General features: G+C 72.1%; 33 protein-coding genes and 1 pseudogene. 20 read left to right on the forward strand and 14 right to left on the reverse strand.

Annotation, left to right across the window (positions count from 1 at the left end; genetic code table 11):
- The first annotated feature begins 3 nt into the window (after positions 1-3).
- The 9 genes from ABEA81_RS32840 (at position 4) to ABEA81_RS32880 (ending at position 7,827) form a co-directional block, all read left to right on the forward strand.
- The gene (locus ABEA81_RS32840; protein ID WP_345610552.1) at positions 4-1,167 is read left to right on the forward strand and encodes an acyl-CoA dehydrogenase family protein; all 1,164 of its coding nucleotides are present in this window, start codon (positions 4-6) and stop codon (positions 1,165-1,167) included.
- Entirely contained in the window at positions 1,167-2,054 is an 888-nt protein-coding gene (locus ABEA81_RS32845; RefSeq protein WP_345610553.1) for an HpcH/HpaI aldolase/citrate lyase family protein, read from the forward strand. The genes ABEA81_RS32840 and ABEA81_RS32845 overlap by 1 nt, the downstream gene beginning before the upstream one ends.
- Positions 2,051-2,533 (forward strand): MaoC family dehydratase, encoded by a 483-nt coding sequence (locus ABEA81_RS32850; protein WP_345610554.1) that lies wholly within the window; start codon positions 2,051-2,053, stop codon positions 2,531-2,533. Before ABEA81_RS32845 ends, ABEA81_RS32850 begins: the two co-directional genes overlap by 4 nt.
- A complete protein-coding gene (locus ABEA81_RS32855; protein WP_345610555.1) occupies positions 2,530-4,002 on the forward strand; it encodes an aldehyde dehydrogenase family protein in 1,473 nt (490 codons plus the stop codon). Before ABEA81_RS32850 ends, ABEA81_RS32855 begins: the two co-directional genes overlap by 4 nt.
- Before the next feature lie 8 nt (positions 4,003-4,010).
- On the forward strand, positions 4,011-5,237 hold the full coding sequence (locus ABEA81_RS32860) for a CaiB/BaiF CoA transferase family protein (protein WP_345610556.1): 1,227 nt from the start codon (positions 4,011-4,013) through the stop codon (positions 5,235-5,237).
- Positions 5,234-5,983 (forward strand): SDR family NAD(P)-dependent oxidoreductase, encoded by a 750-nt coding sequence (locus ABEA81_RS32865; RefSeq protein ID WP_345610558.1) that lies wholly within the window; start codon positions 5,234-5,236, stop codon positions 5,981-5,983. The genes ABEA81_RS32860 and ABEA81_RS32865 overlap by 4 nt, the downstream gene beginning before the upstream one ends.
- Positions 5,980-6,771: an amidohydrolase family protein gene (locus ABEA81_RS32870; RefSeq protein WP_345610559.1), complete on the forward strand. Its 792-nt coding sequence runs from the start codon at positions 5,980-5,982 to the stop codon at positions 6,769-6,771. Before ABEA81_RS32865 ends, ABEA81_RS32870 begins: the two co-directional genes overlap by 4 nt.
- On the forward strand, positions 6,764-7,537 hold the full coding sequence (locus tag ABEA81_RS32875) for an enoyl-CoA hydratase/isomerase family protein (protein ID WP_345610561.1): 774 nt from the start codon (positions 6,764-6,766) through the stop codon (positions 7,535-7,537). The genes ABEA81_RS32870 and ABEA81_RS32875 overlap by 8 nt, the downstream gene beginning before the upstream one ends.
- Positions 7,538-7,692: 155 nt before the next feature.
- A complete protein-coding gene (locus tag ABEA81_RS32880; protein WP_345610673.1) occupies positions 7,693-7,827 on the forward strand; it encodes an SDR family oxidoreductase in 135 nt (44 codons plus the stop codon).
- Here ABEA81_RS32880 and ABEA81_RS32885 read toward each other — a convergent pair.
- Complete coding sequence (locus ABEA81_RS32885) at positions 7,824-8,657, reverse strand: alpha/beta fold hydrolase (protein WP_345610562.1); 834 nt, start codon at positions 8,655-8,657, stop codon at positions 7,824-7,826. The genes ABEA81_RS32880 and ABEA81_RS32885 overlap by 4 nt on opposite strands.
- Positions 8,658-8,777: 120 nt before the next feature.
- Here ABEA81_RS32885 and ABEA81_RS32890 point away from each other — a divergent pair, with 120 nt between their 5' ends.
- Positions 8,778-9,365 carry a TetR/AcrR family transcriptional regulator gene (locus ABEA81_RS32890; protein ID WP_345610564.1) on the forward strand — a complete coding sequence of 196 codons (588 nt, stop codon included), beginning with the start codon at positions 8,778-8,780 and terminating at the stop codon, positions 9,363-9,365.
- Here the strand turns inward: ABEA81_RS32890 and ABEA81_RS32895 are convergent.
- The 3 genes from ABEA81_RS32895 to ABEA81_RS32905 form a co-directional block, all read right to left on the reverse strand.
- Positions 9,338-10,942: a flavin-containing monooxygenase gene (locus ABEA81_RS32895; RefSeq protein ID WP_345610565.1), complete on the reverse strand. Its 1,605-nt coding sequence runs from the start codon at positions 10,940-10,942 to the stop codon at positions 9,338-9,340. The two genes, ABEA81_RS32890 and ABEA81_RS32895, sit on opposite strands and share 28 nt — an antisense overlap.
- Positions 10,943-10,954: 12 nt before the next feature.
- Complete coding sequence (locus ABEA81_RS32900) at positions 10,955-11,866, reverse strand: alpha/beta hydrolase (protein ID WP_345610566.1); 912 nt, start codon at positions 11,864-11,866, stop codon at positions 10,955-10,957.
- Positions 11,867-11,973: 107 nt separating this feature from the next.
- Positions 11,974-12,474 (reverse strand): pyridoxamine 5'-phosphate oxidase family protein, encoded by a 501-nt coding sequence (locus tag ABEA81_RS32905; RefSeq protein ID WP_345610568.1) that lies wholly within the window; start codon positions 12,472-12,474, stop codon positions 11,974-11,976.
- Positions 12,475-12,517: 43 nt separating this feature from the next.
- On the opposite strand from ABEA81_RS32905, the pseudogene ABEA81_RS42815 reads away from it, so the two are divergent.
- From ABEA81_RS42815 to ABEA81_RS32945, 8 genes and pseudogenes are all read left to right on the forward strand, one after another.
- Positions 12,518-12,760, forward strand: a pseudogene (locus ABEA81_RS42815) (AMP-binding protein); the annotation flags it as partial.
- 179 nt (positions 12,761-12,939) lie between these two features.
- Positions 12,940-13,062 carry a hypothetical protein gene (locus ABEA81_RS32915; protein WP_345610571.1) on the forward strand — a complete coding sequence of 41 codons (123 nt, stop codon included), beginning with the start codon at positions 12,940-12,942 and terminating at the stop codon, positions 13,060-13,062.
- Complete coding sequence (locus tag ABEA81_RS32920) at positions 13,059-13,838, forward strand: enoyl-CoA hydratase/isomerase family protein (RefSeq protein WP_345610573.1); 780 nt, start codon at positions 13,059-13,061, stop codon at positions 13,836-13,838. The genes ABEA81_RS32915 and ABEA81_RS32920 overlap by 4 nt, the downstream gene beginning before the upstream one ends.
- Before the next feature lie 189 nt (positions 13,839-14,027).
- Positions 14,028-15,269, forward strand: a complete 1,242-nt coding sequence (locus tag ABEA81_RS32925) for a sensor histidine kinase (RefSeq protein ID WP_345610575.1) — start codon at positions 14,028-14,030, stop codon at positions 15,267-15,269.
- Positions 15,266-15,706, forward strand: a complete 441-nt coding sequence (locus ABEA81_RS32930; protein ID WP_345610577.1) for a roadblock/LC7 domain-containing protein — start codon at positions 15,266-15,268, stop codon at positions 15,704-15,706. The genes ABEA81_RS32925 and ABEA81_RS32930 overlap by 4 nt, the downstream gene beginning before the upstream one ends.
- A 23-nt stretch (positions 15,707-15,729) precedes the next feature.
- Positions 15,730-16,101: a DUF742 domain-containing protein gene (locus ABEA81_RS32935; protein ID WP_345610578.1), complete on the forward strand. Its 372-nt coding sequence runs from the start codon at positions 15,730-15,732 to the stop codon at positions 16,099-16,101.
- Positions 16,076-16,723 (forward strand): GTP-binding protein, encoded by a 648-nt coding sequence (locus tag ABEA81_RS32940; protein WP_345610580.1) that lies wholly within the window; start codon positions 16,076-16,078, stop codon positions 16,721-16,723. The genes ABEA81_RS32935 and ABEA81_RS32940 overlap by 26 nt, the downstream gene beginning before the upstream one ends.
- Entirely contained in the window at positions 16,716-17,945 is a 1,230-nt protein-coding gene (locus ABEA81_RS32945; protein WP_345610582.1) for a styrene monooxygenase/indole monooxygenase family protein, read from the forward strand. Before ABEA81_RS32940 ends, ABEA81_RS32945 begins: the two co-directional genes overlap by 8 nt.
- Before the next feature lie 34 nt (positions 17,946-17,979).
- On the opposite strand, the gene ABEA81_RS32950 is transcribed toward ABEA81_RS32945, so the two are convergent.
- Genes ABEA81_RS32950 through ABEA81_RS32990 form a run of 9 tightly spaced genes read right to left on the reverse strand, consistent with a single transcriptional unit; the run spans position 17,980 to position 24,274 of the window.
- Positions 17,980-18,288, reverse strand: a complete 309-nt coding sequence (locus ABEA81_RS32950) for an EthD family reductase (protein WP_345610584.1) — start codon at positions 18,286-18,288, stop codon at positions 17,980-17,982.
- An 11-nt stretch (positions 18,289-18,299) separates the two neighbouring features.
- A complete protein-coding gene (locus ABEA81_RS32955) occupies positions 18,300-18,896 on the reverse strand; it encodes a nuclear transport factor 2 family protein (RefSeq protein WP_345610587.1) in 597 nt (198 codons plus the stop codon).
- The gene (locus ABEA81_RS32960; protein WP_345610589.1) at positions 18,893-19,306 is read right to left on the reverse strand and encodes an acyl-CoA thioesterase; all 414 of its coding nucleotides are present in this window, start codon (positions 19,304-19,306) and stop codon (positions 18,893-18,895) included. The genes ABEA81_RS32955 and ABEA81_RS32960 overlap by 4 nt, the downstream gene beginning before the upstream one ends.
- Entirely contained in the window at positions 19,303-19,704 is a 402-nt protein-coding gene (locus tag ABEA81_RS32965) for a MaoC family dehydratase (RefSeq protein WP_345610591.1), read from the reverse strand. The genes ABEA81_RS32960 and ABEA81_RS32965 overlap by 4 nt, the downstream gene beginning before the upstream one ends.
- The gene (locus tag ABEA81_RS32970) at positions 19,701-20,156 is read right to left on the reverse strand and encodes a hypothetical protein (RefSeq protein WP_345610593.1); all 456 of its coding nucleotides are present in this window, start codon (positions 20,154-20,156) and stop codon (positions 19,701-19,703) included. The genes ABEA81_RS32965 and ABEA81_RS32970 overlap by 4 nt, the downstream gene beginning before the upstream one ends.
- Positions 20,157-21,710, reverse strand: coding sequence for an AMP-binding protein (locus tag ABEA81_RS32975; RefSeq protein ID WP_345610595.1), 1,554 nt, complete (start codon positions 21,708-21,710; stop codon positions 20,157-20,159).
- 1 nt (position 21,711) lies between these two features.
- Positions 21,712-22,122: a nuclear transport factor 2 family protein gene (locus ABEA81_RS32980; RefSeq protein ID WP_345610596.1), complete on the reverse strand. Its 411-nt coding sequence runs from the start codon at positions 22,120-22,122 to the stop codon at positions 21,712-21,714.
- 25 nt (positions 22,123-22,147) lie between these two features.
- Positions 22,148-22,987: a mycofactocin-coupled SDR family oxidoreductase gene (locus ABEA81_RS32985; protein WP_345610597.1), complete on the reverse strand. Its 840-nt coding sequence runs from the start codon at positions 22,985-22,987 to the stop codon at positions 22,148-22,150.
- Positions 22,988-22,999: 12 nt separating this feature from the next.
- Positions 23,000-24,274, reverse strand: coding sequence for a cytochrome P450 (locus ABEA81_RS32990; protein ID WP_345610598.1), 1,275 nt, complete (start codon positions 24,272-24,274; stop codon positions 23,000-23,002).
- 88 nt (positions 24,275-24,362) lie between these two features.
- On the opposite strand from ABEA81_RS32990, the gene ABEA81_RS32995 reads away from it, so the two are divergent.
- Positions 24,363-24,554: a ferredoxin gene (locus ABEA81_RS32995; protein WP_345610599.1), complete on the forward strand. Its 192-nt coding sequence runs from the start codon at positions 24,363-24,365 to the stop codon at positions 24,552-24,554.
- A gap of 81 nt (positions 24,555-24,635) precedes the next feature.
- Here ABEA81_RS32995 and mftR read toward each other — a convergent pair whose 3' ends face one another.
- Complete coding sequence (gene mftR / locus ABEA81_RS33000) at positions 24,636-25,253, reverse strand: mycofactocin system transcriptional regulator (protein ID WP_345610600.1); 618 nt, start codon at positions 25,251-25,253, stop codon at positions 24,636-24,638.
- Positions 25,254-25,318: 65 nt separating this feature from the next.
- Between mftR and mftD the strand changes: the two genes are divergently transcribed.
- Complete coding sequence (mftD, locus tag ABEA81_RS33005) at positions 25,319-26,509, forward strand: pre-mycofactocin synthase MftD (RefSeq protein WP_345610602.1); 1,191 nt, start codon at positions 25,319-25,321, stop codon at positions 26,507-26,509.
- The last annotated feature ends 20 nt before the right edge of the window (positions 26,510-26,529 follow it).

The raw sequence follows: 26,529 nt of genomic DNA on the forward strand, positions 1-26,529 counted from the left end.
GCTGTGGACTACACCGAGGACCCCACCCACCGCGAGATCCGCGAGGCGGTCCGGGCGCTGTGCAAGCGGTTCCCGGACGAGTACTGGATGGAGCACGACACCTCGCACGAGTTCCCGTGGGGGTTCTACGACGCGGTGCGCGACGCCGGGTGGCTCGGCCTCACCATCCCCGAGGAGTACGGCGGCGGCGGGCTCGGCGTCACGGAGGCGGGGATCGTCGAGCGCGAGATCGCGGCGTCCGGCGCGGGGATGGGCGGCTGCAGCGCCGTGCACATCGGCATCTTCGGCTTCCACCCGATCATCGAGCACGGCTCGGAGTCGTTGAAGCGCCGGTTCCTGCCGCAGGCCGTCAGCGGGGAGCTGCACGTCTCGTTCGCGGTGACCGAGCCCGACGCGGGCACCGACACGACCAACATCTCGACCGCGGCGCGCAAGGTCGACGGCGGCTGGATCGTCACCGGCAAGAAGGTCTGGATCACGAAGGCGCAGGAGAGCGGGCGGATGCTGCTGCTGGCCCGAACCTCGCCGAAGGACCCGAACCGGAAGACCCACGGGCTCACGCTGTTCTTCGCCGAGATCGACCGGGAGAAGGTGCAGGTCCGGGAGATCCCCAAGATGGGCCGCAACGCCGTCGACACCAACGAGCTGTTCATCGACGAGCTCTTCGTCGCCGACGAGGACGTGGTCGGCGAGGTGGACCGCGGCTTCCGCACGATCCTCGGCGGGCTCAACGCCGAGCGCGTGATCAGCGCGAACGCCGCGCTCGGCATCGGCGAGGCCGCGGTGCGCCGCGGCGTCGCGTACGCGAAGCAGCGTGCGGTGTTCGGCCGGGCGATCGGGCAGAACCAGGGCATCGCGTTCCCGCTCGCCGAGGCGCGGATCCGGCTCGACGCCGCCGAACAGGTCGTGGAGCGCGCCGCGTGGCTGGTCGACAAGGGGGTGCCGTGCGGGCGGGAGGCCAACGCCGCGAAGTACCTGTGCGCCGAGGCCGGGTTCTTCGCCGCGGACGTCGCGCTGCAGGTGCACGGCGGGTTCGGCTACGGCAAGGAGTTCCACGTCGAGCGCTACTTCCGCGAGGCGCGGCTCATGCGGATCGCGCCGATCAGCCAGGAGATGGTGCTCAACTACACGGCCGAGCACGTGCTGGGCCTGCCCCGGAGCTACTGATGCAGCCCTACCGCTCGATCCTCTTCGTCCCCGGGCACAAGCCCGCCTGGGTCGGCAAGGCGCTCGCCTCCGGCGCCGACTGCGTGGTGCTCGACCTCGAGGACTCCGTGCCCGCCGAGCTCAAGGCGGGCGCGCGGGCCACCGTCGCCGAGTCGATCCGCGCGATCCGGGAGCGCGACGAGCGCGTCGGCGTGTTCGTGCGCGTCAACCCCCTGGACACCCGCACCACGGGCGCCGACCTGGAGGCGGTCGTCGTCCCCGGGCTCACCGGAGTGTTCGCGCCGAAGATCGGCGCGGCCACCGACGTGCTGCGCTACGACGCGCTGCTCGACCACTTCGAGGAACGCAACGGGGTGAGGGGCCTGGAGTACATCGTGCCCGTCGAGATGATCGGCGCGATCCAGGACGCCCGCGCGATCGCCACGGCTTCACCCAGGGTGGGCGCCATGATCGGGCCCACCGCCGAGCACGCCGACATCGCCCGCGCGGTCGGCTACCAGTGGACGCCCGGCGGCGAGGAGACGCTCTACCTGCGCAGCCGCATCCTGCTCGCCTGCCGGGAGGCCGGGATCCACCCGCTCACCGGGCTCTGGGAGCGGCTCGACGACCTCGCCGGGCTGAAGGCGTTCGCGGAGCACGGCCGCAGGCTCGGGTTCCGCGGCATGATCGCGATTCACCCGAGCCACGTGCCGGTCGTCAACGAGGCGTTCTCGCCGACGCCGGAGGACATCGCGTTCCACGAGGGCCTGCTCGCCGCGTACGAGCAGGCCGCCGCGGCCGGCGACGGCGCCGTGCGCTACCGCGGCGTCCACATCGACAAGGCCCACGCCGACACCGCGCGCGAGTGGCTCGCCCACGCGCGTTCGCTTCCGGGAGGTGCGGGGTGAGAGGGCTGTACTTCGAGGAGTTCGAGGTGGGGCGGGTCTACCGGCACCCGTTCACCCGGACCGTCACCGAGTCCGACAACGTGCTGTTCACGTCGCTGACGATGAACCCGCAGCCGCTGCACCTCGACCACGAGTTCGCCAAGGGCACCATCCACGGGCGGCCGCTGTTCAACAGCCTCTTCACGCTCGCGCTGGTGGGCGGCTTCCACGTCATGGAGCTGACGTTCGGCACGACGCTGGGCAACCTCGGGTACGACTCGGTCAAGTTCCCGCACCCGGTGTTCCACGGCGACACCCTGCGCGGCGAGACCACGATCCTCGACAAGCGGGAGAGCAGGAGCCGCACCGACAGCGGGATCGTGTGGTTCGAGCACCGCGGCTACAACCAGCACGACGAGCTGATCATGGTGTGCACCCGGGCGGGGCTGATGGCGAAGCGGCCCGAGAACGGCGGAAGCAACCCGGAGGTGGGGGCATGACGACCACGACCGACACGGATCTGCGGCACTGGGTGCCCGGCGTCCGCGATCTGACGATCGACGGGAACGCGGTGCCCGGCGCGGGTTCGGAGATCGAGGCGGTCAACCCGGCCACCGAGCAGGTCACCGCCACCGTCGCGGCGGCGAGCGTCGCGCAGGTGGACGAGGCCGTCGCCGCGGCCCGCCGCGCCTTCCCGGCATGGGCCGCCGCGTCCCCGGCCGAGCGCAGCGCCGCCCTGAACCGGCTCGCCGACCTGATGGAACGCCACTCCGAGCGCCTGGCGGCGGCGATCGTCAACGAGGTGGGCACGCCCATCGCGTTCGCCGAGATCATGCAGGTGAGGCTGGGGATCTCGCACCTGCGCTGGCAGGCCGAGGCGGCGCTGCACGACCGCACGGTGGACCTGGGGGAGTGGCCCGACCCGGTGCCCACCCGCTCCGAGGTGGCCTACCGGCCGGCCGGTGTGGTCGCGTGCATCACGGGCTACAACTACCCGCTCAACCTGGCGATCTTCAAGTTCGGCGCCGCGCTCGCAGCGGGCTGCACGGTCGTGCTGCTGCCCTCGCCGCGCACCCCGCTCACGACGCTGTGGCTCGGGGAGCTGTTCCGGGAGGCCGAGATCCCCGCCGGGGTGATCAACGTGGTGCTCGGCGGCCCGGAGGTCGGCCAGCACCTCACCAGCCACCCGCTGGTGGACCGCGTCTCGTTCACCGGGTCCGACGCCATCGGCGCGAAGATCATGAAGCAGGCCGCGGCCGGGTTGAAGGGCGTGACGCTGGAGCTGGGCGGCAAGTCGCCGAACATCCTCCTGCCCGGCGTCGACGCGGCTGGCCTCGCCAAGGACATCCACCTGCGCTGGGCCCGCAACGGCGGCCAGGGCTGCGCGGCGCTGGCGCGGCTGCTGGTGCACGAGAGCCTGGTCGACGAGTTCCTCGGCGCCTCGAAGGAGGCGTTCACGGCGCTCAAGGTCGGCGATCCGTGGGACCGCAGCGTGAACATCGGCCCGATGATCCGCCCCGACCACCGGGCACGGGTGCAGTCCTACATCGACGGCGCGCTCGCGGACGGCGGCGAGATCGTGCTGTCCCTGGACACCCCGGTGCCCGACCGCGGGTACTTCGTCAACCCGGTGGTGATCGGCGGCCTCCCGCACTCCGCTCGGGCCGTGCAGGAGGAGATCTTCGGCCCGGTCGCGGTGCTCGTCCCGTTCGCGGACGAGGACGAGGCGGTCCGGCTGGCCAACGACACCGCCTACGGCCTCGCCGCCAACGTCTTCACCCCGGACGTCGCGCACGGACGGGCCCTCGCCGCCCGGCTGCGCTCCGGCACCGTGTGGGTCAACGGCGGCGGGAACATGCGCCCGGACGCACCGTTCGGCGGCTTCGGCCGCTCCGGCGTCGGCCGTGAGATCGGGGAGTGGGGCATCCGGGAGTACCTCGAGGTGCAGCACGTGCAGTGGAGGGTGTGAAGGCGTCGATGAGCACATCGTCGGGGACCCCGCCGCTTCGCGGGATCACTGTGCTCGAGCTGGGCACCATGTACGCCGCGCCCACCACGGGCCGGATGCTGCGCGACTTCGGCGCCCGGGTGATCAAGGTCGAGGACCCGCGGGTCGGCGACTACGCCCGGCAGTGGACACCGCAGCACGAGGGCCTGTCGATCGGCTTCGCCCGGCTGAACGCCGGCAAGGAGTCGGTGGGCATCGACCTGCGGCGCACCGAGGGCCGCGACCTCGTGCGCCGCCTCGCCGCACGGGTCGACGTCGTCATCGAGTCGTTCCGGCCCGGCCGCCTGGAGGAGTGGGGGCTCGGCTACGACGTCCTGTCGGCCGAGAACCCCGGACTGGTGCTCACCCGCGTCTCCGGGTTCGGGCAGACCGGCCCGTACCGCGAGCGGCCCGGCTTCGGCACGGTGGCGGAGACCGCGAGCGGGTACGCGTACGTCAACGGCTGGCCCGACACCCCGCCGACGTCGCCGCCGTTCGGGTTCGCGGACTCGATCGCCGGCCTCGCCGCCGCGTTCGGGACCACCACGAGCCTGCTGCGCCGCACCGCCACCGGGTGCGGTGACGTCGTCGACGTGGCCCTCTACGAGCCGCTGATGTTCATCATGGGCGACGTCATCCTGAACTACAGCGCCACCGGGCACGTCCAGCAGCGGGTGGGCAACGGCTCGGGCTCGGCATCGCCGCGGGGCATCTACCAGGCCGGCGACGGGCACTGGCTCGCGATCGCCGCGTCCAACCAGACGATCGCGATGCGCCTGTTCGACGCGATGGGCCGCCCGGAGTACCGGGACGACCCGCGGTTCTCCACGAACCGCGCCCGCATGCGCCACAACGAGGAGCTGCAGGAGCTCGTGCGGGCCTGGGTGGTGGCCCGGCCCCGCGACGAGGTGCTCGCCGACCTCGACGCGCACGAGGTGGTGGCCGCGCCCGTCAACGACGCCGCCGACATCGTCGCCGACCCGCACTTCCGGGAGCGCACCCTCGTCGACCTCGCCGGCAGCGTGCTGGGCCGGGCGCTCGTCCCGGGGCCGGTGCTGCACCTCGGCGGCTACGCCGGGCCGGTCTACGACGGCGTGCCGGAGATCGGGGAGCACACCGCGCCCGTGCTGGGTGAGGTGCTCGGGCTCTCCGGCCCGGAGCTCGCCGCTCTCGACCGCGCCGACGTCGTCCGCTCGAGCCCGGTCGGCGCGGCATGACGGGGGTCGACCTGACCGGCAAGGTCGCGCTGGTCACCGGCGGCAGCCGCGGGCTCGGCCGGGAGATCGCGCACGGGCTGGCCGCCGCGGGCGCCGACGTCGTGATCGCCAGCCGGACGCTCGCGAACTGCGAGAAGACCGCCGCCGAGGTACGGGAGCGGACCGGGCGTCGAGCGCTCCCCGTGGCCGCACACGTCGGTCGCTGGGACGCCCTCGACGACCTCGCCGAGCGCGCCTACGGCGAGTTCGGGCACGTCGACGTGCTCGTGAACAACGCGGGGATGTCGCCGCGCTACGACACGGTGGCCGAGGTCTCCGAGGAGCTCTTCGACAAGGTGATCGGCGTGAACCTCAAGGGGCCGTTCCGGCTCGCCGCCCTGGTCGGAACCCGGATGGCGGCCGGGGACGGCGGGTCGATCATCAACATCAGCAGCACCGGCGCCGTCCGCCCGCGGGCCGACATCGTGCCGTACGCGGCCGCGAAGGCCGGGCTGAACGCGGTGACGGCCGGGCTCGCGCACGCGTTCGGCCCGACGGTGCGGGTCAACGCGATCATGTGCGGCACCTTCCTCACCGACATCAGCGCAGCATGGGACGTGGACACGTTCGCCCGGCGGGCCGCGACCTTCGCACTCGGCCGCGGCGGGCGCCCCTCCGAGATCGTCGGGACCGCGCTGTACCTGGCAGGCGACTGGTCCTCCTACACCACCGGCGCCGTGCTCACCGTCGATGGGGGCCAGCCGTGATCATCGATGTCCACTGCCACGCCTGGCCGGACGCGATCGCGGAGAAGGCGCTCGGGCCGCGGGTGCCGCAGCTGCCGCGGGTCGGCGACGGCAAGCTCTCCAGCCTGCACGGCGTGCTCGACCGCTCGGGGGTCGACCGCGGGGTGCTGCTCGGCATCGCCGACAGCGCGAGGTACGTCGACCGCGTGAACGCGTTCGTCGCGCGCAGCCGCGGCGGCCAACTCCTGGGGTTCGGCACGGTGCACCCCGACCTTCCGGTCGAGGAGAACCTGGCGAGCCTGCGCCGCCACGGCATCCGCGGCGTCAAGCTGCACTCGCTGTTCCAGGGCTTCGCCTACGACGACCCGCGGGTGTGGGACCTCCTCGAGGCGTTCGGCTCGGAGATCGCCGTGATCGCGCACGTCGGCGCGGGCGGCGACCGGGAGAGCAACGAGCGCGCCACGCCCGGGATGATCCGCGCCATCGTCCGCCGGTTCCCCGACCTCGAGCTGGTCGCGTGCCACTTCGGCGGCTACCACCGCCTGGAGGAGGCCGAGGCCGAGCTGCTCGGCGAGAACGTCTTCCTGGAGACCTCCTGGCCACCGACCATGGCCCAGCTCGCGCCCGAGAAGGTGCGGGAGATCATCGGCAGGCACGGCGCCGACCGGATCGTCTTCGGCTCGGACTGGCCGATGGCCGACCCGGCTGCCGAGATCGCCGCGATCCGCGGGCTCGGCCTCTCCGACGACGACACCGCCGGGATCCTCGGCGGCAACTTCGCCCGGTTCATGGGGCTGGCCGATGGGTGAGGACAGCGTTCTCGTCGCGCGGCGCGGCGACGCCACCTGGATCACGCTCAACCGCCCGGAGCGGCGCAACGCCTACGACCCGGAGATGGCCGACGCGGTCGTTGCGGCACTGGACGGCTCGACCCGCAGCCGCGCCGTCGTCATCACCGGGGCGCCCGGGGCGTTCTGCGCCGGCGGCGCGCTCGGCAACCTGTCCGCGCCGGACGTGACCTCGATGCGTGGGCTCTACCGCGGCTCCCTGCGGCTCTTCGACGCGGTGCGCAACCACCCGCGCCCCGTGATCGCCGCCGTCAACGGGGCCGCGGCGGGCGGCGGCAACGAGCTGGTCGTCGCCTGCGACCTCGCGATCGCCGCCGAGTCGGCGACGTTCGGGCAGACCGGGCCCCGGGTCGGCAGCGCGCCCGTCACCGGTGCCACCAACGTGCTGGGCGTGCAGATCGGCGAGAAGCGGGCCAAGGAGATGGCGCTGCTCTGCCGCCGCTACACCGCCGCGCAGGCCCTGGAGCTGGGCCTGGTCAACGCCGTCGTGCCGGACGAGGAGCTGGAGGCCGCCGTCGACGCGGTGGTCGCCGAGCTCGCCGCGCTCTCCCCGCGGTACCTGGAGATCGCCAAGGTCAGCTCGAACATCTGGTGGAACGCCGCGCGCGACTCGTTCACGAACGGCCTCGGCATGCTGGTGCAGGCGATCGGCAGCCCGGACATGGCCGAGGGCGCGCAGGCCTTCCTGGAGAAGCGCAGGCCCCGGTTCCCCGATCCCGACGCCTGAGGAGGCCCCGTGACCCGGCCGGAGGGGGAGGTCGTGCTGATCGACACGCCGATGACCAACTGGCCGGGCATCTGCGCCAAGACGGCCGGCCGCACCGGCGCGGACCGGGCGGACTACGAGGCGTCCACCCGGCACCTCGGCGTGCTCAGGGCGCCCTGTCGCCGGAGGTGGTCGCGCACGCGGCCGCCTACCTCGCGTCGGAGGAGGCGGCCGCGGTCACCGGGCAGACGGTCGTCGTCGATTCCGGGCACCTCGCCCTCGCCGGCTACGACCCCGCCCCAGCGAGCTAGGCGCCGAGGAACTCCACCAGCAGGTCGCTGATCTCGTCGGCGTGCGTCCACAGCATCCCGTGCGGCGCACCCTCGATCTCGACGTAGCGGGCGCTGGGCAGGCGCTTCGTGAACTCCCGGCCCGTGGCGTCGATCGGCAGGATGCGGTCGTGCGTGCCGTGCACGATGAGCGTGGGCACGTCGACCTTCTGGATGTCGGCGCGGAAGTCCGTGCCCCACGTCGGCACCACCGCCCAGGATGCGCGGGCGCCGGCAGCGGCGGCCACGTTCCAGCTGTTGCGCACGGCCTCCTCGCTGATCCGCGAGCCCAGGTTCTCGTCGAGGTTGTAGAAGTTCTCGTAGAACTGGGTGAACCAGGCGTACCGGTCGGCCTTGGCGGTGGCGAGGATGCCGTCGAAGACGCCCTGGTCGACGCCGGTCGGGTTGTCGGCCGTCTTGATCAGGTACGGCTCCAGCGAGGCCAGGAACACCGCCTTCGCCACGCGCCCCGACCCGTGCCGGGCCAGGTACCGCGCGACCTCGCCGGTACCCATCGAGAAGCCGACGAGCACCGCGTCGCTGAGGTCCAGGGTGGTGATGACCTTGTCGAGGTCGTCGGCGAAGGTGTCGTAGTCGTAGCCGGCCGATGGCTTGCTGGAGTCGCCGAACCCGCGGCGGTCGTAGGTGATGACCCGGTAGCCGGCCTCCAGCAGCCGCTCCTCCTGCTTCTCCCACGACGCCCCGCTGAGCGGGTAGCCGTGGATCAGGACGACCGGCTGCCCGGTGCCCCGGTCGGTGCAGTTCAGGACGATGTCGGTGCTGTTCTCGTGTCCGACGGTGATCGTCGCCATGGTCGCGACTTCCTTCCGGTGTGGGTTGTTGACCGGGCCGAAGTTATTACCGAACGATCGGTAATACAACGTGACGAGCGCAATGCGGCAGCTTTACCGTTCGTTCGGTAATGTCGAACCATGCCTCGCCCCCAGACGGTCCCCGACGACGAGCTCTTCGACCGCCTCGCCGAGGTCTTCCGCGTGGCGGGATTCGAAGGTGCCTCGCTCGGCGCGCTCGCCGACGGTGCCCGGCTCCAGCGGGCGAGCCTGTACCACCGCTTCCCCGACGGCAAGGTGCAGATGGCGGAGGCCGTGATGGGCCGGGTGCGTGAGCGCTTCACCCGCGCCCTCGAGCCGATGACGAGCGACCCCGACGTCACGGCCGGCGTCGTCGAGTCGGGCAGGCGGATCTCCGCGATCTACGCCGACGGCACCCTGCCGTGCGTGCTGGACACGCTCACGCTGTCCGGTGCCCCCGAGAGCGTCCGCGCGAGCGCCGCCGAGATCACCGCGGCCTGGATCGACGCGATGGCCGCGGCCGGCGGACGCGGCGGCGCCTCCCCGGACGCGGCGCGGGCCGCGGCCGAGGACGCGTTCGTCCGGATCGAGGGCAGCCTGGTGCTGGCCCGGCTGCGCGGCGACCCCACCGCGTTCCGCCGCGCGATCACCGAGCTCCCGCAGATGCTGCTGGGCGGGCCTCAGGCGCTCAGCACGAAGCCTTCGTAACCGTTCGCCGCCACCTCGTCGCACTTCTGCCGGTACGGGCCGACCCCGCCGATGTAGGGGAGGAAGACCCGGGGCTTGCCGGGGACGTTCGAGCCCATGTACCAGGAGTTGGCGGTGGGGTAGAGGGTGGTGCGGCCCACCTCGTCGACGTGCCGGGTCCAGGCGTCCTCGGCCTCCGCGGAGGCCTCCATCGTGGCCTTGCCGCCGGTGCGCAGCGCGCCGATCGCGTCGGCCACCCAGTCCACGTGCTGCTCGATCGACACGATCATGTTGGACAGCACCGAGGGGCTGCCCGGCCCGGTGATCGTGAACAGGTTGGGGAACCCGGCCACCGCGACCCCGAGGTACGTGCGCGGGCCCTCCTTCCACTTGTCGGCCAGCGCCACCCCGTCCCGGCCCCGGATGTCGATGCGGGTGAGCGCGCCGGTCATCGCGTCGAACCCGGTGGCGAACACGATCGAGTCGAACTCGTACTCGCGCTCCGAGGTGCGGATCCCCGTCGGCGTGATCTCGACGATCGGCGTCTTCCGGACGTTCACCAGGTGCACGTGCGGCAGGTTGAACGTCTCGTAGTAGTCGGTGCCGAGGCACGGCCGCTTGGTGCCGAAGGGGTGGTCGGTGGGCTGCAGCATCGCGGCCACCTCGGGGTCCTTGACGATCTCGGCGATCCGGTCCCGCACGTACTGCGCCGCGGTGTCGTTCGCCTCCTTGCTCGTGATCATGTCCGTGTACCCGGCGAGGAGGCTGACGAGCTGGTTGTCCTTGTCGTACCAGCCGCGCGCGTAGTAGGCGTTGCGCTCCTCCTCGCTGGCCTCCAGCGCCGACTTCGTCGGCGGCGGCACCGCGATCCCGAACGCCGACTCCCGGTTGGCCCTGCGGTGCTCCGCGTAGTTCGCCTTGACCGACCGCTGGTGCTCGGGGTCGATCGGGTGGTTGTGCGCGGGGACGACGAAGTTCGGCGTGCGCTGGAAGACCGTGAGGTCGGCGGCCTGATGCGCGAGCAGCGGGATGGCCTGCACCCCACTCGACCCGGTGCCGACCACGCCGAGGCGCTGCCCGGTGAAGTCCACGCCCTCCTCGGGCCAGTGCCCGGTGTGGTACCAGTCCCCCTGGAAGTCCTCCAGGCCCGGCACCTCCGGCACCTTCGACGCCGACAGGCATCCGGTGGCCATCACGACGTACTGCGCGGACACCTCGTCACCCCGGTCGGTGCGCACCAGCCAGCGCTGCGCGTCCTCCTGGTAGCCGGCCTCGGTCACCCGCGTCTCGAGCTGGATGTCGCGGCGCAGGTCGAAGCGGTCGGCGACGTGGTTCAGGTAGCGGCGCAGCTCCTCCTGCGGCGGGTACTTCTCCGTCCACTCCCATTCCTGCTCGAGCTCGGGGTCGAAGGAGAAGCTGTAGTCCATGCTCTTCACGTCGACGCGGGCGCCGGGGTACCGGTTCCAGTACCAGGTGCCGCCCACGCCGTCGCCGGCCTCGAAGACCTGCACCGTGAGGCCCATGCCGCGCAGCTTGTGCAGCATGTACATCCCGGACATCCCGGCGCCGACGACGACCGCGTCCACCGTCCTGCTCATCTCGGGAGCCCCTCAGGCCGGCTGGACGGTGAGCAGGCGGTCGACCGCCTCGGCGACGTAGTCGATCCCGGCCGCGCTGCCGGGCAGGACGTTGACCATGGTGAAGAAGCCGTGCATCTGCCCCTCGAAGCGCCGGGAGCGCACCTCCACCCCCGCTGCGCGCAGCGCGTCGGCGTAGGCCTCGCCCTCCTGGCGCAGCACGTCGTGCTCGGCGGTGAGGACGACAGCGGGCGGCAGACCCGACAGGTCGGTGGCCTTCGCCGGGCAGGCGTCGAGGTTCTGCCGGGAGGCGGGCTCGGGTGCGTAGTGGTTCCAGAACCAGATCATCGAGTCGCGGCTGAGCAGCAGCTGGTTGGCCGGGTCGACGTAGGTGGCGTTGTCCAGGTCGCAGTCGGTGACGGGGTAGACGAGGACCTGCATCGCGATCGCCGGGCCGCCGGCTTCGCGCGCCTTGAGCGCCATGATCGTGGCGAGGTTGCCGCCCGCGCTGTCCCCGGCGACGACGAGCGGCACCCGCGCCCCGGCGATCTCCTCCAGGTGGGCGTCGACCCACCGCAGTGCGGTCCACGAGTCGTCGGCCGCGGCGGGGTAGCGGTTCTCCGGGGCCATCCGGTAGTCGACCAGCACCACGGCGCACCCGGTGCGGACGGCGAGGGTGCGCGCGAGCGTCTCGAACTCGGGGAGGGCGCCGATCACCCAGCCACCGCCGTGGTAGTAGACGACCACGCCGCGCGGGCGCTCGTCCGGGACGAGGACGCGCAGCGGGATCGCGTGCCCGTCCGGGGCCGGTGCGCTCGTGTCGGTGGCCCGGTGCACCTCCGGTCCGGTCCCGTACATCTCGGCGAGCGCCGCGGTCAGGTCGCGCGCCTCCGCCGGGGTCATCTCGTGGATGGGCTTGCCGCCGCTCTCGGCCAGCTGTGCCATCAGGGCTGTCGTCGCCTCATCCAGGGCCATGATCCGCCTTTCCGACCGCGGTGTCGGGAGAGTCGTGTCGAAAATAGGTGCATCGTGTTAAACCTGACAAGGGTTTCTCAGGAGCCGCCGCGTCCGTCGCCGCCGATGCGCCTGCTGTCGTGGCTGACCTGCCGCCCGGTGGGGACGGCCTCGAGCACCACCCGGCCCGGGCTGTCGAGCAGGCGGACGAACGCGGCGGGGTCGGCCACCCCCAGGCGCGCGGCGAACGCCGGGTAGAACCAGTCCTTCACGTCGCGGTCCGCGTGCAGCGTGGTCCTGGCCCGTACCGCCACCATCCGGCGGCCGGGCAGGCCCGTGCCGCTGTTGTCGACCACGAGCGTGAGTCGCGGGTCGGCGCGCAGCGACTCGACGTGCTCGCGCCCGGACACGGCGGTCAGCCAGAAACGGCCGTCGTGGCGCAGGTAGCTCATGCGCACGCCGAAGGGCCAGCCGGTGCGCGAGTGGTAGGCCACCGTGCACTCGGTGGCGAGCTCGTAGAGCTCGGCCAGGTCGGCCGCGGCCAGGCCGGTGCCGCGCAGGTCCTCGATGTCCTCGACGCCGAGCCGGGGGTCCCTCATGGAGAAAAGCTTGTCATCTTATGCAGGGATCCGGTAGGAATGAGTGCATGGCGGCGCCGTCGATCGGGACATCGCGCGGCACACCGCCGCCCTGCTCGGTTACACACCCGACGACCGGCTCCACAGCGTCTTGCCGCTGTTCCACTCGAACGCCCGCTGCTGCAGCGTGATGGCCGCGGCCGAGGCAGCCGCCGACCTCGTGCTCGACCGCACGTTCTCGGCGAGCGGGTTCTGGGACACCTGCCGCCGGCACCGGATCACCGCGTTCAACTACCAGGGCGCGATGATGTCGATCCTCCACAAGCGCCCGCCGCGGCCGGATGACGCGGACAACCCGGTCCGGCACGGGGTGCCGTCGGAGCTGTCCGAGGAGGAGGTTGCGGTTGCCGTGGTCCCGGCGGCGGGCAGGCAGATCGATCCCGCCGAGCTCGTCGAGCACTGCCGCGGGGCCTCACCGCCTTCGCCGTGCCCCGCTACGTCCGCGCGCTGGACGCGCTGCCGCTCACGCCGAGCCAGCGCGTGGAGAAGTACGAGCTGCGCGCCGAGGGGCTGACCCCGGACACGTGGGACCGGGAGGCACCGGCATGACCCGGTTCGCGCGCGCCGAGCCGGCGCCGGGCGTCGTCCTGCTGACCATGTGCCGTCCGCAGAAGCTGAACGCGATGGACCGGCTCTGGTTCGCCGAGCTGACCGAGCTCATGGCCGCGCTCGGGGTCGAGGACGGGGTGCGCGCCGTCGTGCTCACGGGCGAGGGCCGGGCGTTCTCCGCGGGTGGGGACATCGACATGTTCGCCGACCTCGACGGCGACGTCGTCCGCGTCCGCCCGCACCTGCGACGGGTCTACGACGCGTTCCACGCGGTGGAGCGCTGCGCCGTCCCGGTGATCGCCGCCGTGAACGGGCTGGCCTACGGCGGCGGCACCGAGCTGGCGCTCGCCTGCGACATCGTGCTGGCCGGTGAGTCGGCGCGGTTCGCGTTCAAGGAGCCGACGGTCGGGCTGAGCCCGGGCTACGGGATCGTGCGCGGCCCCGAGGTGCTCGGCAGGCACTGGACGCGCTACCTCGCACTCACGGGCCGCGAGATCGACCCCTCCCGGGCCGAGCGGGCAGGCCTGGTGCAGGAGGTGCACCCCGACCCCGACCTGCTGCCGGCCGCCGTGGCGCTGGCCGCCGAGATCGCCGCCCTCCCGCCGCTGGCCGTGCAGGTGGGCAAGGCGTTCGTCAACCGGGACGCGGTCGGCGGGTTCGCCGAGTCCGTGGAGGCCACCGCGCTGTTGTTCGGCACCCCGGAACACCGCGCCGCCGTCAGGGCCTTCCGGGCGCGCCGCGCCCATTCGGATGACATCGCGACTCACGGAACGTGATCGTTTCGGTGGGCGCGCGAGGCGGAGCTGCGCGAACGCGCTGTTGGTCCGTGCAGGCCATCCGGATCATCTGGACGGGGCAGTCGACAAGCTCGGCCGACTCTGCTTGCATAGCCCGCGGTCCCGGGAGAGTGACCGATCCGGAACCGACCGTCACCGAAAGTCGCACCGAATGCCGAGGTGGACCGCATGGCGACGCGGGCGCGCGCTCGTGAGATATTCGATCGATCACGTGTACTGCTCGACCGCTCGCGCGTGGTGGCGGCGCAGCTGCTGGACCCGCCCCGGCATCCCGCGCCGAGGGCCATCGAGGCCGCGCCGAGCGCGTGGGCCGAGGCCGCGCGCAACGAGTCGCTCGTCGACGCCTGCGCGAGCATCGCGCTGCGCGATCTCAACCTGATCGACACGCTCCTGGCCGAGCTCGAGGAGATGGAGCGCAAGGAGGACGACAGCACGCGGCTGGGCCAGCTCTACCGGCTGGACCACCTGGCCGCCCGCCTGCGCCGCAACGCCGAGAACCTGCGGGTGCTCGCCGACCGGGACGCAGGGGCGAGCGGTGGGGAGACCACCTCGATCCTCGACACCGTCCGCGGGGCGATGTCCTCGATCGACCAGTACGCCCGGATCGGGATCGGCCGCATGGTGTCGCTGGGCGTGGTGGGCTTCGCCGCCGACGACCTCTCCCGGGTGCTCGCGGAGCTGCTCGACAACGCCGCCAACCACTCCCCGCCGAGCGAGCCGGTCCGGGTCAGCGCCCACCTCACCGAGCAGGGCAGCGTGCTGATCCGGATCGAGGACGGCGGCATCGGGCTCCCCGCGGACCGCCTCGCCGACCTCAACCGCCGGCTCTCCCAGGCGCTGCGGCTCGACGACGACGCCGTGCGCCACATGGGCCTGTCGGTCGTCGGACGGCTCGCCGAGCGGCACGACCTGCGCGTGGCATTGCACCGCAGGCTGCCGAACGGCACCACCGCCACCGTGCTCGTCCCGCCTGCGCTGGTGACGGAGCTGCCGGAGGAGGGGTGGACGGGCGCCCGGACCGTCCCGGCCAACGGCAACGGCCAGTGGCACCCGGTGCCGGAGCCCCGCGAGGCCGCCCCCGTGCCGGCCACCGGCGGAGGAGCGGACGCGCCCACGGCCACACCGCCGTCCGGCCTGCCCCGGCGCAGCCCGCCCGCGTCTCCGCCCTCACCCGCACCCCGCCCGCCGGCGCCGACGATCAGCGGCACCACGGCCAGCGGGCTGCCTCGCCGCGTGTCGCGCAGCATCAAGGACGCCACCGCGGTCGACGAGCCGGAGGGCGCTGCCGATCCCGACGACCACGACAAGTTCCTGGCCGACCTGGGCGACTTCACCGACGGGGAGCAGGCCGCGCGTGCCGAGCACGCCGACGGGGACGCTGATGGGAACGCCGACGGGGAGCCGAAGTGACGACGGAGGGCCGAGGATCACCCCAGGACTTCGGCTGGTTGGTGAACGACTTCGTCGGCCGCGTGCACGGCGTCACGCACGCGCTGATCATGTCGTCCGACGGGTTCCCGCTGACCGCGTCGCACAGCGTCGCGCGGGACGACGCCGAGCAGCTCGCCGCGATCGCGAGCGGGCTGCTGAGCCTGGCCCGCAACAGCGCCTCGCTGTTCGACAAGGGCACGTGCGAGCAGATCATGATCCGCATGACGTACGGCTGGTTCCTGTTCATGGGCATCGGCTCCGGTGCCGGCCTCGCGGTGCTGACCGGGCCGGACTGCGACATGAAGGTCGTGGCCTACGAGATGACCCAGTTCGTGCGCAACACGGGCCACGCGCTGACGCCGCAGGTTCGCGCCGACCTGCGCCGGGTGCTCTCCGCGCGGCGGGCACCCGCGTGAGGAGTCCCTCGGAGGTGACCACCATGTCGGGAGAGCCCGGGGAGAACCGGAAGATGCGCAGCAAGCGGATCCGGCCCTACGCGCTCACCGGTGGCCGGACCCGGCCCCGCCACGAGCTGCTGGTCGAGGCCCTGGTCTCGGTGCCGCGGTACGACCCGGGCCTGCCCGACTCGTTGATGCCCGAGTCGCGCGCGCTCTACGAGCGGGCCCGCACCCGCGTGTCGATCGCCGAGCTGTCCGTGGCGCTCTCGATGCCGCTCGGCGTCGTGCGGGTCCTGATCAGCGACCTCGCCGCCCAGGGGGCGGTGTACATCCACCCCACTGCGCACGCCCACCACCACGACCGCGAGATGCTCGGGAGGATCCTCGATGGACTCGAGCGGCTACGGATCTGAGCCGCGGGCCGTGACGTCCGAGGAGGTACGCGAGCCCGACGGGCTGCTCACGGTCTCGGCGAAGATCGTCGTCGCCGGGGGTTTCGGCGTCGGCAAGACGACCTTCGTAGGATCGGTGTCGGAGGTCCCGCCGCTGAACACCGAGGCGTGGATGACCGAGGCCGGCACCGGTGTGGACGAACCCGTCGACGTCGGCAAGTCGACCACGACGGTGGCGATGGACTTCGGGCGCATCACGCTGCACCCCGACCTGCTGCTCTACCTGTTCGGCACGCCCGGGCAGCCGCGGTTCTGGTTCCTCTGGGACGACCTGACGCGGGGTGCCCTCGGGGCCGTCGTGCTCGTCGACACCCGCAAGCTGGACCAGTCGTTCGCCGCGATCAACTACTTCGAGAACGACTCGGACCTGCCGTTCGTGGTGGCGGTCAACAAGTTCCACGGGGAGCTGCACCACGACCTCGACGAGGTGCGCGACGCGCTCGCCCTGCCCGCCGACGTCCCGCTGATCACCTGCGACGCCCGTGAGCGGTCGTCGACGGTCGAGACCCTGCGGCGGCTCGTCACGCACGTCATGTCACTCGGGGAGCTCTCACCGCCAGGAAGGGTGCGCGCACATGCCTAAGGTCCTCATCGTCGGCGCGGGTCAGTCCGGCCTCCAGCTCGCGCTGACCTTGCGGGAGCACGACTACGACGTCACCCTCATGTCCGCGCGCACCCCGGACGAGATCCGCCGCGGCTGGGTGATGTCCACGCAGGGCATGTTCCAGGACGCGCTGCAGATCGAACGCGAACACGGGCTGAACCTGTGGGAGGCCGACGCGGTCCGCATCGAGGGGCTCGGCGTCTCGATCGCGGCCCCCGACTCGAGCAGGGCGCTGGACTGGGTGTGCCGGCTCGACCACCACGCCCAGTCGGTGGACCAGCGGGTGAAGATGGCGGGCTGGCTGGAGCTGCTCGAGCAGCGCGGTGGCAAGGTCGTCATCCACGGCGTCACCACCGCCGATCTCGACAAGCTCACCGACCTCTACGACCTGGTCATCGTCGCCGCCGGCAAGGGCGAGCTGGTGCAGCTGTTCGACCGCAACCCCGAGCGGTCCCCGTTCACCCGGCCGCAGCGCGCCCTCTCGGTGGCCTACGTGCACGGGCTCGCGCCGCGGCCGGAGCACCCGGAGTTCTCCGCGGTGCGGTTCAACATCATCCCGGGGGTCGGCGAGCTCTTCGTGATCCCCGCGTACACGCTGAGCGGCAACTGCGAGATCCTCTTCTTCGAGGGGATCCCGGGCGGGCCGCTGGACTGCTGGACCGACCGGCCCGGCCCGGAGGAGTTCCTCGAGCGGATGCTCGGGCTGATGCAGCGGTTCGTGCCCTGGGAGTACGAGCGGGCGGGGGCGGTGGAGCTGACCGACCCGCGCGCCACCCTGAGCGGCGGGTACACCCCCGTGGTGCGGCTGCCCGTCGGGGAGCTGCCCTCGGGCGGTGCGGTGCTGGGCATGGCCGACGTCGTGGTGGCCAACGACCCGATCACGGGCCAGGGCTCGAACAACGCGGCCAAGTGCGCGGAGATGTACCTCCACAGCATCCTGGACCACGGTGACGGGCCGTTCGACCGCGAGTGGATGACCTCGACCTTCGAGCGGTACTGGGACTACGCACAGCACGTGACGAACTGGACCAACGCGCTCCTCCAGCCGCCCCCGGAACACGTGGTGAAGATCCTCGGGGTGGCGCAGGGCAACGAGACCGTGGCCCGCCGGTTCGTCAACGGCTTCAGCGACCCGTCCGACTTCCGGCACTGGTTCATGGATCCGGAGAAGGCCGAGGCCTACCTGTCCACGGTCGCGTGAACCGGCGTCCTGAACCGGCGGACCGGCGGGACGGTCAGATCACGGTCTCGGTCTCGTAGGTGACGATCGCGACCCCGGCCTGGGCGAAGTTCGCCAGGTCCCCGGTGCCCTCCTGGCCCTGCGGCGAGCCGAGGGAGGCGAGCGCGGCCTCCTTGGTGGGCCAGTCGAGCACGGCGGTGAGGAAGTACTCGGGCTTCGAGCCGTCGAGGCTCTCGCAGACGCCGTAGGTGTACGCGGCCAGGTCGGGCATCCGCTTCGCGAGCGGGGCGTGCACCGACCGGTAGTGCTCCATGAACGCGTCGGGGTCGGCGGGGTGGTGGTAGTTGACGACGAGCCGGTACATGTGGATCTCCTTCAGCGGTGGTAGCTGTCCCAGGTGGGGGCGGTTTCGGGGTAGTCGGCGGGCTCGGGGGACGTGCGGGGCCAGCGGATCCGGTCGGTGCCGCCGAAGCTGGTGGCGAGCCGGTCGGCGGGTACCGCGTACATGAACGTGATCGAGCGCCGCGCGAAGCGCCAGCGCCCTTCCGCGCACCGGTAGGCGTCCTCGTACCGGTAGGAGGCCAGCACCAGCGTGCTGCGGGTGGCGAGCTCGGCGTGCCCGTGCGACCAGCCGCTCGCCGTGCCGTCCCCGTGCAGCGCCACCACGCCGGGGTGCGGGGTGTGCAGCATCGTGCGGTAGCTGTCGAAGCTCGCGACGTACGCGGCGCGGATCGCGTCCGACCCGGCGGCGGGCACCCCGCGCCGCTCGAACACGCCGTCGGCGGCGTACATGGCGACGAGGGCGTCGATGTCGTGGTCGTCCACGGCGCGGGCGTAGAGCGCGCAGAGGTCCTGGATCGCCTGCCGGTCGGCCTGGGTGCGCACGGCGGCCGCGAGCGCCGCGGTGTCCCCGTCGGGCAGCGCGGGCACGGTGGTGAGCGCGGCGGTCACCGCGGGCAGGTCGAGCGTCATGCCCGCGCCTGCTCCGGCAGCGTGCGCAGCACGGTGAGCAGGCGCTCGGGGATCCCGGCCTTGCCGCCGCTCTCCGGGTCGCGGCAGCCGAACGTCATGGCGCCGTGCGTGACCACCTCCCCGTCGCGGACGAAGTCGAACCCGACGGTGTAGGAGGTCGTGCCGATGCGGTCCAGCACGAGCCGGATCGTCAGCTCGTCGAACACCCGCACCATCCGCTGGTAGGTGCACTCCGAGTGCACCCCGACCGTCAGGACGCCGAGCGACTCCTGCAGCTCGCCCGAGCGCAGGCCGTGATCGTAGAGCCAGCCGCTGTACGCGCGCTCCATCCAGCGGTAGTAGATGGCGAAGTAGGCGATGCCCACCGCATCGCAGTCGCCGTAGGACAGCCGGAACGACAGCTCTCTCACGGGACCACCACCGTCGCCGTCCCCGTGACGGCCGGCTCGCCGCCGACCACCTCGAGCACCACCTCGCAGTCCGCGAGCCGCACGCCGTCCTCCTCCCGCAGCGCGGTGACGCTGCCGCGCACCCGCACGTGGTCACCGGCCAGCACCGGCCCGCGGAAGCGCACCCGCAGCCGGCGCAGCCGCTCCGGCCCGCCCGCCCAGGCCGTCACCGCGTTCATCACGTAGCCCATGTTCAGCGGGCCCTGGTTGACCGGGCGGTCGCCCAACCCGAGCCCGCGCACGGTCTCGGTGTCGAAGTGGATCGGGGTGGGATCGGCCAGCAGCGCCGCCGTCGTCTTCATCTTCTCGGCGCTCACCGACTCCACCTCCCACACCGGCAGCTCGCTACCCACCCTCATGGCTCCCTCCGCGGGAGGACGATCGAGTTCCAGCAGGTCGCGACGGCGCCATCCGCGTCGTGCAGGTCCAGCGCGTACCCGACGACGTCGAACGGGCCGGTGCGCCGGCCCACCTTGCGCTCGGCCGAGACGATCCGGCCGCTCACCCGGTACGTGGCGCCGATCCGGAGCGGCCGGTGCAGCGTGGTCTCGTGCTCGCCGAACACCGGCCCGTCCGCCGCCGTGGCCCCGAACCAGGAGAACAGCTCGTCCCAGGTGATCCCCATCGCGCCCGTGGCCGCGAGCCAGGCGAACAGCGGGTGCGCCACCCGGCCGTCCGCATCCTTCAGCGACGGCGGCTCCGCCAGCACGGCGTCGGCGACCAGCCAGGCCCGCCACGGCTCGATCGTGTAGGTGCCGCCCGGGAACTCCCGGCCCACCTGCGCCGCCAGCTCGTCCTCCGTGAAGGGCATTCAGACGTTCCGCTCCGCGTCCGCCCAGTAGGGCGCGCGCAGCTCCCGCTTGAGGATCTTCCCGGTCGGCGCCTTCGGGAGTGCGGCGACGAAGTCGACCGACCGCGGCTTCTGGTAGCCAGCCAGGTGCTCGCGCGCCTCGTCGATGATCTCCTGCTCGGTGGCGGTGCGGCCGGGCTTGAGCACCACGACGGCCTTCACCGACTCGCCCCACTCCTCGTCGGGCACGCCGATCACCGCGCACTCCAGAACCGCGGGGTGCTGGTTGATCGCCTCCTCGACCTGCACGCTGTAGATGTTCTCCCCGCCGGAGATGATCATGTCCTTGGCGCGGTCGACGATGAACACGTAGCGGTCCTCGTCCCAGGTGGCGATGTCACCGGTCCACATCCAGCCGTCGCGCAGCGTCTGCGCCGTGAGCTCGGGCTGGTTGAGGTAGCCGAGCATGTTCGCCTCGGACCGCACGATGATCTGCCCCGGCGTGCGCGCGTCGCGGGGCACGTCGTGACCGTCCGGGTCGACCACCCGCACCGACGTCACGAAGCCCTCTCGGCCGCAGGAGCGCAGCCGCTGCGCGTCGATCCCGCGCACGGCCTTCGCGTGGTCCTCCTGGGACAGGAAGGTCATCGTGGTGCCCTCGGTCTGCCCGTAGCCCTGGATCAGCGTGCACGGGAACGAGTCCAGCGCCGCCCGCACCACCGACGACGGCATCGGACCGCCGCCGTACTGGATGTTGCGCAGGCTCGACAGGTCGAACGAGGAGAAGCCCGGCACGGCCATCATCCAGTTGAGCATCGTGGTGATGCCGAGGAAGGCCGACACCCGCTCGGCCTCGATGATCTCGAGGGCCTGCATCGCCTCGAAGTTGACCAGCACGAGCGGGCAGCCGTGCTTCATGTAGTTCATCGCGAGCACGATCGGGATGTGGTACATCTGCCCGGTGAGCATGTAGACGTCGGTCGGCACGACCCGCTCGGCCACCGTCTGGTTCAGCATCCCGGCCGCCGCGCTGCGGTGCGAGTGCACCGCTCCCTTGGAGCGGCCCGTCGTGCCGCCGGTGTAGAGGATGAAGAACGGGTCGTCGTCGTGCACCTGCCCCGCCCACACCGGCTCCTCGTCCGGTGCCGACCCCAGCAGGCGCTCGAGGCTCCCGTCGCCCTTCTCGCCGAACTGCAGCCAGTGCTCGACCTCCACGTCGCGCTGCAGCTGCTCCACCGTCTCGGACCACTCGGCGCTGCTGATCACGGCCCGCGGCGCCGCGTCGGCGACGATCGCGGCGAGCTCCGGCCCGGCGAGGCGCCAGTTCAGCGGCTGCAGCACCAGCCCGGCACGGCCCGCGGCGAAGTACAGCGCCTGGTACTCGACGCAGTTGCGGGACAGCACCGCGAACCGGTCGCCCGCCTGTAGTCCGAGGCCGCGCAGCCCGTTCGCCGCCCTGCGCACCATGGCGTCGAAGTCCGCCCAGTTCACCCGGCGGTCGTTCGGCACGTCGTAGACCGCCTGGGCGCGCGGGGTGAGCGCGGCCCACTTGGCGGGGATGAGGCCCTGGTTCATCTCAGTAGGGGAGGTCCAGCTGGATGTGCCGCTTCGTGAACCGCCAGGCACCGTCGTCCTCGCGGCGCAGCTCGTCGTCGTAGCGGGCGGTGGACAGCACCCGGGCCGCGCCGTTCTCGACCGAGATCAGCGTGAGGTAGGAGCTGACGGCGGCGGACCGCCCGTCCTCGCGGCGCACCGCGAGGTTGGTGGTGACGTGGCGGCGCTGGTCGGTCTGCGAGGCGAGCGAGTCGACCATCAGCTTCATGATCGCCTCCTTGCCCTCGAACGGGCCGATCAGGTCGCCGTCGGCGATCCGCATGGTGAGCACGGCGTCGTCGGTGAAGGTGTCGGCCATCTCGGCCATGTCGTTGTCGTCGTAGGCGATGGAGTAGCGGTTCAGGACGTTCTCGATCTCACCTCGGTCGGACACGGCGACTCCTGGGGGACGGGGGGATTCACTTGACGTACGCGCCTGCGTCGACCGGGAAGGTCGCCCCGGTGACGTAGCGGGCCTCGTCGCTGGCGAGGAACAGGACCGCGTTGCTGATGTCGCGCGGCTCGACCCACGGCACCGGCAGCCCGTTCAGCGACCGGAACCCGGGCATGGCCTTCTCGACCGTCGGCTCCGGGTCACCGGGAGCGAACATCCCCCACGTGCCCGGGTTCTGGATCATGATCGTGTCGACGTTGGTGGGGTGGATCGTGTTGACGCGGATCGAGTACGGGGCCAGCTCGTTGGCCAGCGTCCGCATCAGCCCGACGATCCCGTGCTTGGCGGCCACGTAGTGGGCGACGTGCTGGATGCCCTTGAGCCCGCCGATCGAGCTGGTGAACAGGATCGAGCCACCCCGGCCTGCATCGATCATGGCCGGGATCGCGACCTTGGCCGTGTGGAAGACGCCGGTCAGGTTGACGTCGATCATGTCCCGCCACTGCTCGGCCGTGAGCTCCCAGGCCCGGCCGTAGGTGGCGATGCCGGCGTTGGCCACCACGGTGTCGATCCGGCCCAGCTCGGCGAGCCCCTCGTCGAAGGCGGACTGCAGCCCGTCGAGGTCGCGCACGTCGGCGCGGCGGGCGACGATCCGCCGGTCGAGGGCCTCGACCGCGCGCACCGTCTCGGCCAGCTCCTCCTCGGTGGCCAGCGGGTAGAACGGCGTGACGGTGTCGATGTCGGCGCAGATGTCCACGGCGACGATGTCGGCGCCCTCCTCGGCCAGGCGCACCGCGTGGCTGCGGCCCTGCCCGCGGGCGGCCCCGGTGATGAAGGCGACCTTGCCGTCCATTCGTCCGGTCATGGCGTCCCCCGCTCAGACGTGGGACGCGGCGGTGACGCCGGCCGGTACGGCACCGGGCGGAAGCCTGCGCTCGCCAGGGGTGAACGTGGCGGGGATGCGCTGCCACCCCTTGTTCACGCCCTGGCGCGGGTAGCGCTCGAGGGCGTCGAGGTCCACGACGTAGTCGGGCATCCGCTCGAGCACCTGGCCGAGCATGGACAGGGCCATCCGCTTGCCCAGGTGCGAGCCCGCGCAGCGGTGGATGCCCACCCCGAAGGCCAGGTGCCGGTTCGGCCAGCGGTGGATGTCGATCTCGTCGGGGTTCTCGAACGCCTTCTCGTCCCGGTTGGCCGACGACCACGCCAGCAACGCGCGGTCGCCCACCTCGAGCGAGCAGCCGTGGAACTCGGTCTCCTCGAGCACGGTGCGGGCGAGCGCCTGGGTGGGGGAGAAGTAGCGCAGGAACTCCTCGAGGGCCCGGGGCAGGAGCGCCGGGTCGTCGATCAGCTCCCGGCGGACGTCCGGGTGCTCGTGGAGCCAGACGAGGGTCTGGCTCACCAGCGACGCCGTGGTGCCCACGCCCCCGGCGATGAGCAGCTCGACGATGGAGAAGACCTCCGCCTGCGTGATCGGCCGCCCGTCCACCTCCTGCTGCAGGAGGTAGCTGATGACGTCGTCGCGCGGCTGCTCCGCGCGCGCGGCGATCACCTCGCGCATCTGCTCGGTGCACCACGGCAGGTCGACCTGCACGGCCTGTTGGTAGGCCGCGCTGGTCGTCTCCTCGGCGAGCGTGGCGTGGTGGGCGCGCGAGTAGCGGTGCCAGTCCTCGACCGGCAGGCCGAGCCAGTCGATGGTGACGATTGACGGCACGCCGATCACCTGCGCGAGGTCGGCGCGGCCGGACTCGATGATCTCGTCGATGAACCAGGTGGTCCACTTCTCGATCCGGTCCGCGACCTTCTCGACCGCGGCGGGGGACGCGATCGGGTTGACGATCTTGCGGTAGCTGCGGAACCGCGGCGGGTCGAGCTCGATCGGGATGTGCTCGTGCATCGGTGTCTTCGGGATGACGACCGACAGCCCCGGCCCGCCGTACTGGTCGAGCCGCTGCGAGGAGAAGACGTCGTCGTCGCGGGCCGCCTCGAAGACCGAGTCGTAGTCCGAGAGCACCCAGAAGCCGCCGTGCGCCTCCGTCCACGCGACGGGATGCGTCCGGCGCACCGCCCGGTAGCCGCCGACGGTGTCCTCGGCGTGCGCTTGGGAGTGGTGGTCGAAGTGGACGACGGGGCAACGTTGCTCCGCGCTCATGCGGTCTCCTCGACTTTCTCTCGGACGGCCTAGATGTGATAATGCTGATCCTGGTTTGCGTCTGTCAATGGTGCCCGGAGGGAGAACGATGCGCGTCAACGTCGACCTGGGGGCGTGCCAGGGCCACGGCATCTGCCACATGAGCGCCCCCGACGTCTTCGACCTCGCCGAGGACGACGGGCACTCGATCGTCCGGACCGACCCGGTACCGCCGGAGCTGGAGGCGGACGCGCGGCTCGGCGTGGACAGCTGCCCGGAGCGCGCGATCTCCGCGTCGTAGTCGCTGCGTCGTAGTCGCTGCGTCCGTCGTCACGGCGTCGTCGTCACGGCCTCGTAGCCACGGCGTCGTCGTCACGGCCTCTTAGCCGGAGCCCGGCTCCGTGAGCGGCTCGCGGAACCCGCCGGCCAGCGCGCGCAGCGCGGCGTCGAGGTAGACGGTGAGGTCGGCGTCGGCCCGGGCGGCCCACCGCTCGTAGGCGGCGCGGCAGGCCGCGAGCGTGGCGCGGCCGACCACGTGCGGGAACAGCGCGTCGGCCGGCTGCCCGACGCGCCGTGCGACGAACTCGCTGATGGCGCGCTCCCACGCGTCGTACCGCACGCTGGCGCTGGCGGCGATCTCGGGCACGGTGCCGACGAGCGTCATGCGCATGCGCAGCTCGGGCACGTCGGCGGCGCGGTAGTGGTTGGCGGCGAGGACGGCGTGGCGGACGGCCTCCATCACGGGCAGGTCGTCGGGGGCGTCGGCGAGGGCGCTGCGGATCGCCTCGACCTCGGTGTCGAACGTCTGCCACAGCACGCTGGCCTTGGCGTCGAAGTAGCGGAAGAAGGTGCGGGTGCTGACGCCCGCGGCCGCGGCGATCTGCTCGATCGTGGTCTCGTGGAAGCCCTGCTCGGTGAACAGGCGCAGCGCGATCAGCTCGAGCTCGCGCGTGCTCGTGCCCCGGGGGCGGCCGCGACGCGCCGGTCTTGTTCCCGTCACGGTGCGACGCTATCGTCCCCCCAAATTCGACACTGCATGTCGAAAAGTCCGACGAAGGGCTGGTCATGGGCGGGGCGTGGTTCGAGACGGTGGCCGAGGCGCAGCGGCGCGCGCGGAAGCGGCTGCCGCCGTCGGTGTACGGCGCGCTGGTGGCGGGCTCGGAGAAGGGCCTCACCCTGCAGGACAACCAGGCCGCGTTCGACGAGCTGGGGTTCGCCCCCCGCACGGCCGGGTTCTCGGGCGAGCGCGAGCTGGGCACCACCGTGCTCGGGCAGCAGGTGTCCCTGCCGGTCCTGATCTCGCCCACGGGCGTGCAGGCGGTGCACCCGGACGGCGAGGTCGCCGTGGCGCGCGCGGCGGCGGCGCGGGGCACCGCCATGGGGCTGTCGTCGTTCGCGAGCAAGCCGGTGGAGGAGGTCGTCGCGGCCAACCCACGGACGCTCTTCCAGATCTACTGGTGCGGCAGCAGGGACGACATCGCGCGGCGCGTCGAGCGGGCGCGCGCCGCGGGTGCCGTCGGGCTGATCCTCACGCCCGACTGGTCGTTCTCCCACGGCCGCGACTGGGGCAGCCCGCACATCCCCGAGCGGCTGTCCTTCCGGGAGGCGCTCCGCTTCGCGCCGGAGGGGATCACGCACCCGCGGTGGCTGCTCGACTGGGGCCGCCGCCGGCAGCTGCCGGACCTCACCGTGCCGAACATGTCCGATCCCGGCTTCCCGCCGGTCACGTTCTTCGGCGCGTACGGCCAGTGGATGCAGACCCCGCCGCCCAGCTGGGAGGACGTGCGCTGGCTGCGCGAGCAGTGGGACGGGCCCTTCCTGCTCAAGGGGGTGTTCCGGCCGGACGAGGCCAAGCGCGCCGTCGATGCGGGCGTCAGCGCCATCTCGGTGTCCAACCACGGCGGCAACAACCTGGACGGCACGCCCGCCACGATCCGGGCCCTCCCGGCGATCGCCGACGCCGTGGGCGACCAGGTCGAGGTACTGCTCGACGGTGGCATCCGCCGCGGCAGCGACGTGGTGAAGGCGCTGGCGCTGGGCGCCCGCGCCGTGCTGATCGGCCGCGCGTACCTGTGGGGCCTCGCCGCCGCGGGGCAGGCGGGCGTGGAGAACGTCCTCGACATCCTGCGCGGCGGCATCGACTCGGCCCTGCTCGGGCTGGGCCGCCGCTCGGTGGCCGAGCTGGGCCGCGGGGACGTGATCGTCCCGGCCGGGTTCAGCGACGCTGTGCTCCCCCGGGGGGCGGCCTCGATCTGACTCGTCCGGTCGGCGCCACC

Origin of the sequence: Pseudonocardia adelaidensis, assembly GCF_039543345.1 — a bacterium.
GTDB lineage: Bacteria > Actinomycetota > Actinomycetes > Mycobacteriales > Pseudonocardiaceae > Pseudonocardia > Pseudonocardia adelaidensis.

Coding starts and splice junctions, on each gene's coding strand:
- ABEA81_RS32845 (WP_345610553.1), top strand. CDS start 1,167: ATGCAGCCCTACCGCTCGATCCTCTTCGTCCCCGGGCACAAGCCCGCC.
- ABEA81_RS32855 (WP_345610555.1), top strand. CDS start 2,530: ATGACGACCACGACCGACACGGATCTGCGGCACTGGGTGCCCGGCGTC.
- ABEA81_RS32860 (WP_345610556.1), top strand. CDS start 4,011: ATGAGCACATCGTCGGGGACCCCGCCGCTTCGCGGGATCACTGTGCTC.
- ABEA81_RS32865 (WP_345610558.1), top strand. CDS start 5,234: ATGACGGGGGTCGACCTGACCGGCAAGGTCGCGCTGGTCACCGGCGGC.
- ABEA81_RS32875 (WP_345610561.1), top strand. CDS start 6,764: ATGGGTGAGGACAGCGTTCTCGTCGCGCGGCGCGGCGACGCCACCTGG.
- ABEA81_RS32885 (WP_345610562.1), bottom strand. CDS start 8,657: ATGGCGACGATCACCGTCGGACACGAGAACAGCACCGACATCGTCCTG.
- ABEA81_RS32890 (WP_345610564.1), top strand. CDS start 8,778: ATGCCTCGCCCCCAGACGGTCCCCGACGACGAGCTCTTCGACCGCCTC.
- ABEA81_RS32895 (WP_345610565.1), bottom strand. CDS start 10,942: ATGAGCAGGACGGTGGACGCGGTCGTCGTCGGCGCCGGGATGTCCGGG.
- ABEA81_RS32900 (WP_345610566.1), bottom strand. CDS start 11,866: ATGGCACAGCTGGCCGAGAGCGGCGGCAAGCCCATCCACGAGATGACC.
- ABEA81_RS32905 (WP_345610568.1), bottom strand. CDS start 12,474: ATGAGGGACCCCCGGCTCGGCGTCGAGGACATCGAGGACCTGCGCGGC.
- ABEA81_RS32920 (WP_345610573.1), top strand. CDS start 13,059: ATGACCCGGTTCGCGCGCGCCGAGCCGGCGCCGGGCGTCGTCCTGCTG.
- ABEA81_RS32925 (WP_345610575.1), top strand. CDS start 14,028: ATGGCGACGCGGGCGCGCGCTCGTGAGATATTCGATCGATCACGTGTA.
- ABEA81_RS32935 (WP_345610578.1), top strand. CDS start 15,730: ATGTCGGGAGAGCCCGGGGAGAACCGGAAGATGCGCAGCAAGCGGATC.
- ABEA81_RS32940 (WP_345610580.1), top strand. CDS start 16,076: ATGGACTCGAGCGGCTACGGATCTGAGCCGCGGGCCGTGACGTCCGAG.
- ABEA81_RS32945 (WP_345610582.1), top strand. CDS start 16,716: ATGCCTAAGGTCCTCATCGTCGGCGCGGGTCAGTCCGGCCTCCAGCTC.
- ABEA81_RS32950 (WP_345610584.1), bottom strand. CDS start 18,288: ATGTACCGGCTCGTCGTCAACTACCACCACCCCGCCGACCCCGACGCG.
- ABEA81_RS32955 (WP_345610587.1), bottom strand. CDS start 18,896: ATGACGCTCGACCTGCCCGCGGTGACCGCCGCGCTCACCACCGTGCCC.
- ABEA81_RS32965 (WP_345610591.1), bottom strand. CDS start 19,704: ATGAGGGTGGGTAGCGAGCTGCCGGTGTGGGAGGTGGAGTCGGTGAGC.
- ABEA81_RS32970 (WP_345610593.1), bottom strand. CDS start 20,156: ATGCCCTTCACGGAGGACGAGCTGGCGGCGCAGGTGGGCCGGGAGTTC.
- ABEA81_RS32975 (WP_345610595.1), bottom strand. CDS start 21,710: ATGAACCAGGGCCTCATCCCCGCCAAGTGGGCCGCGCTCACCCCGCGC.
- ABEA81_RS32985 (WP_345610597.1), bottom strand. CDS start 22,987: ATGACCGGACGAATGGACGGCAAGGTCGCCTTCATCACCGGGGCCGCC.
- ABEA81_RS32990 (WP_345610598.1), bottom strand. CDS start 24,274: ATGAGCGCGGAGCAACGTTGCCCCGTCGTCCACTTCGACCACCACTCC.
- ABEA81_RS32995 (WP_345610599.1), top strand. CDS start 24,363: ATGCGCGTCAACGTCGACCTGGGGGCGTGCCAGGGCCACGGCATCTGC.
- mftD (WP_345610602.1), top strand. CDS start 25,319: ATGGGCGGGGCGTGGTTCGAGACGGTGGCCGAGGCGCAGCGGCGCGCG.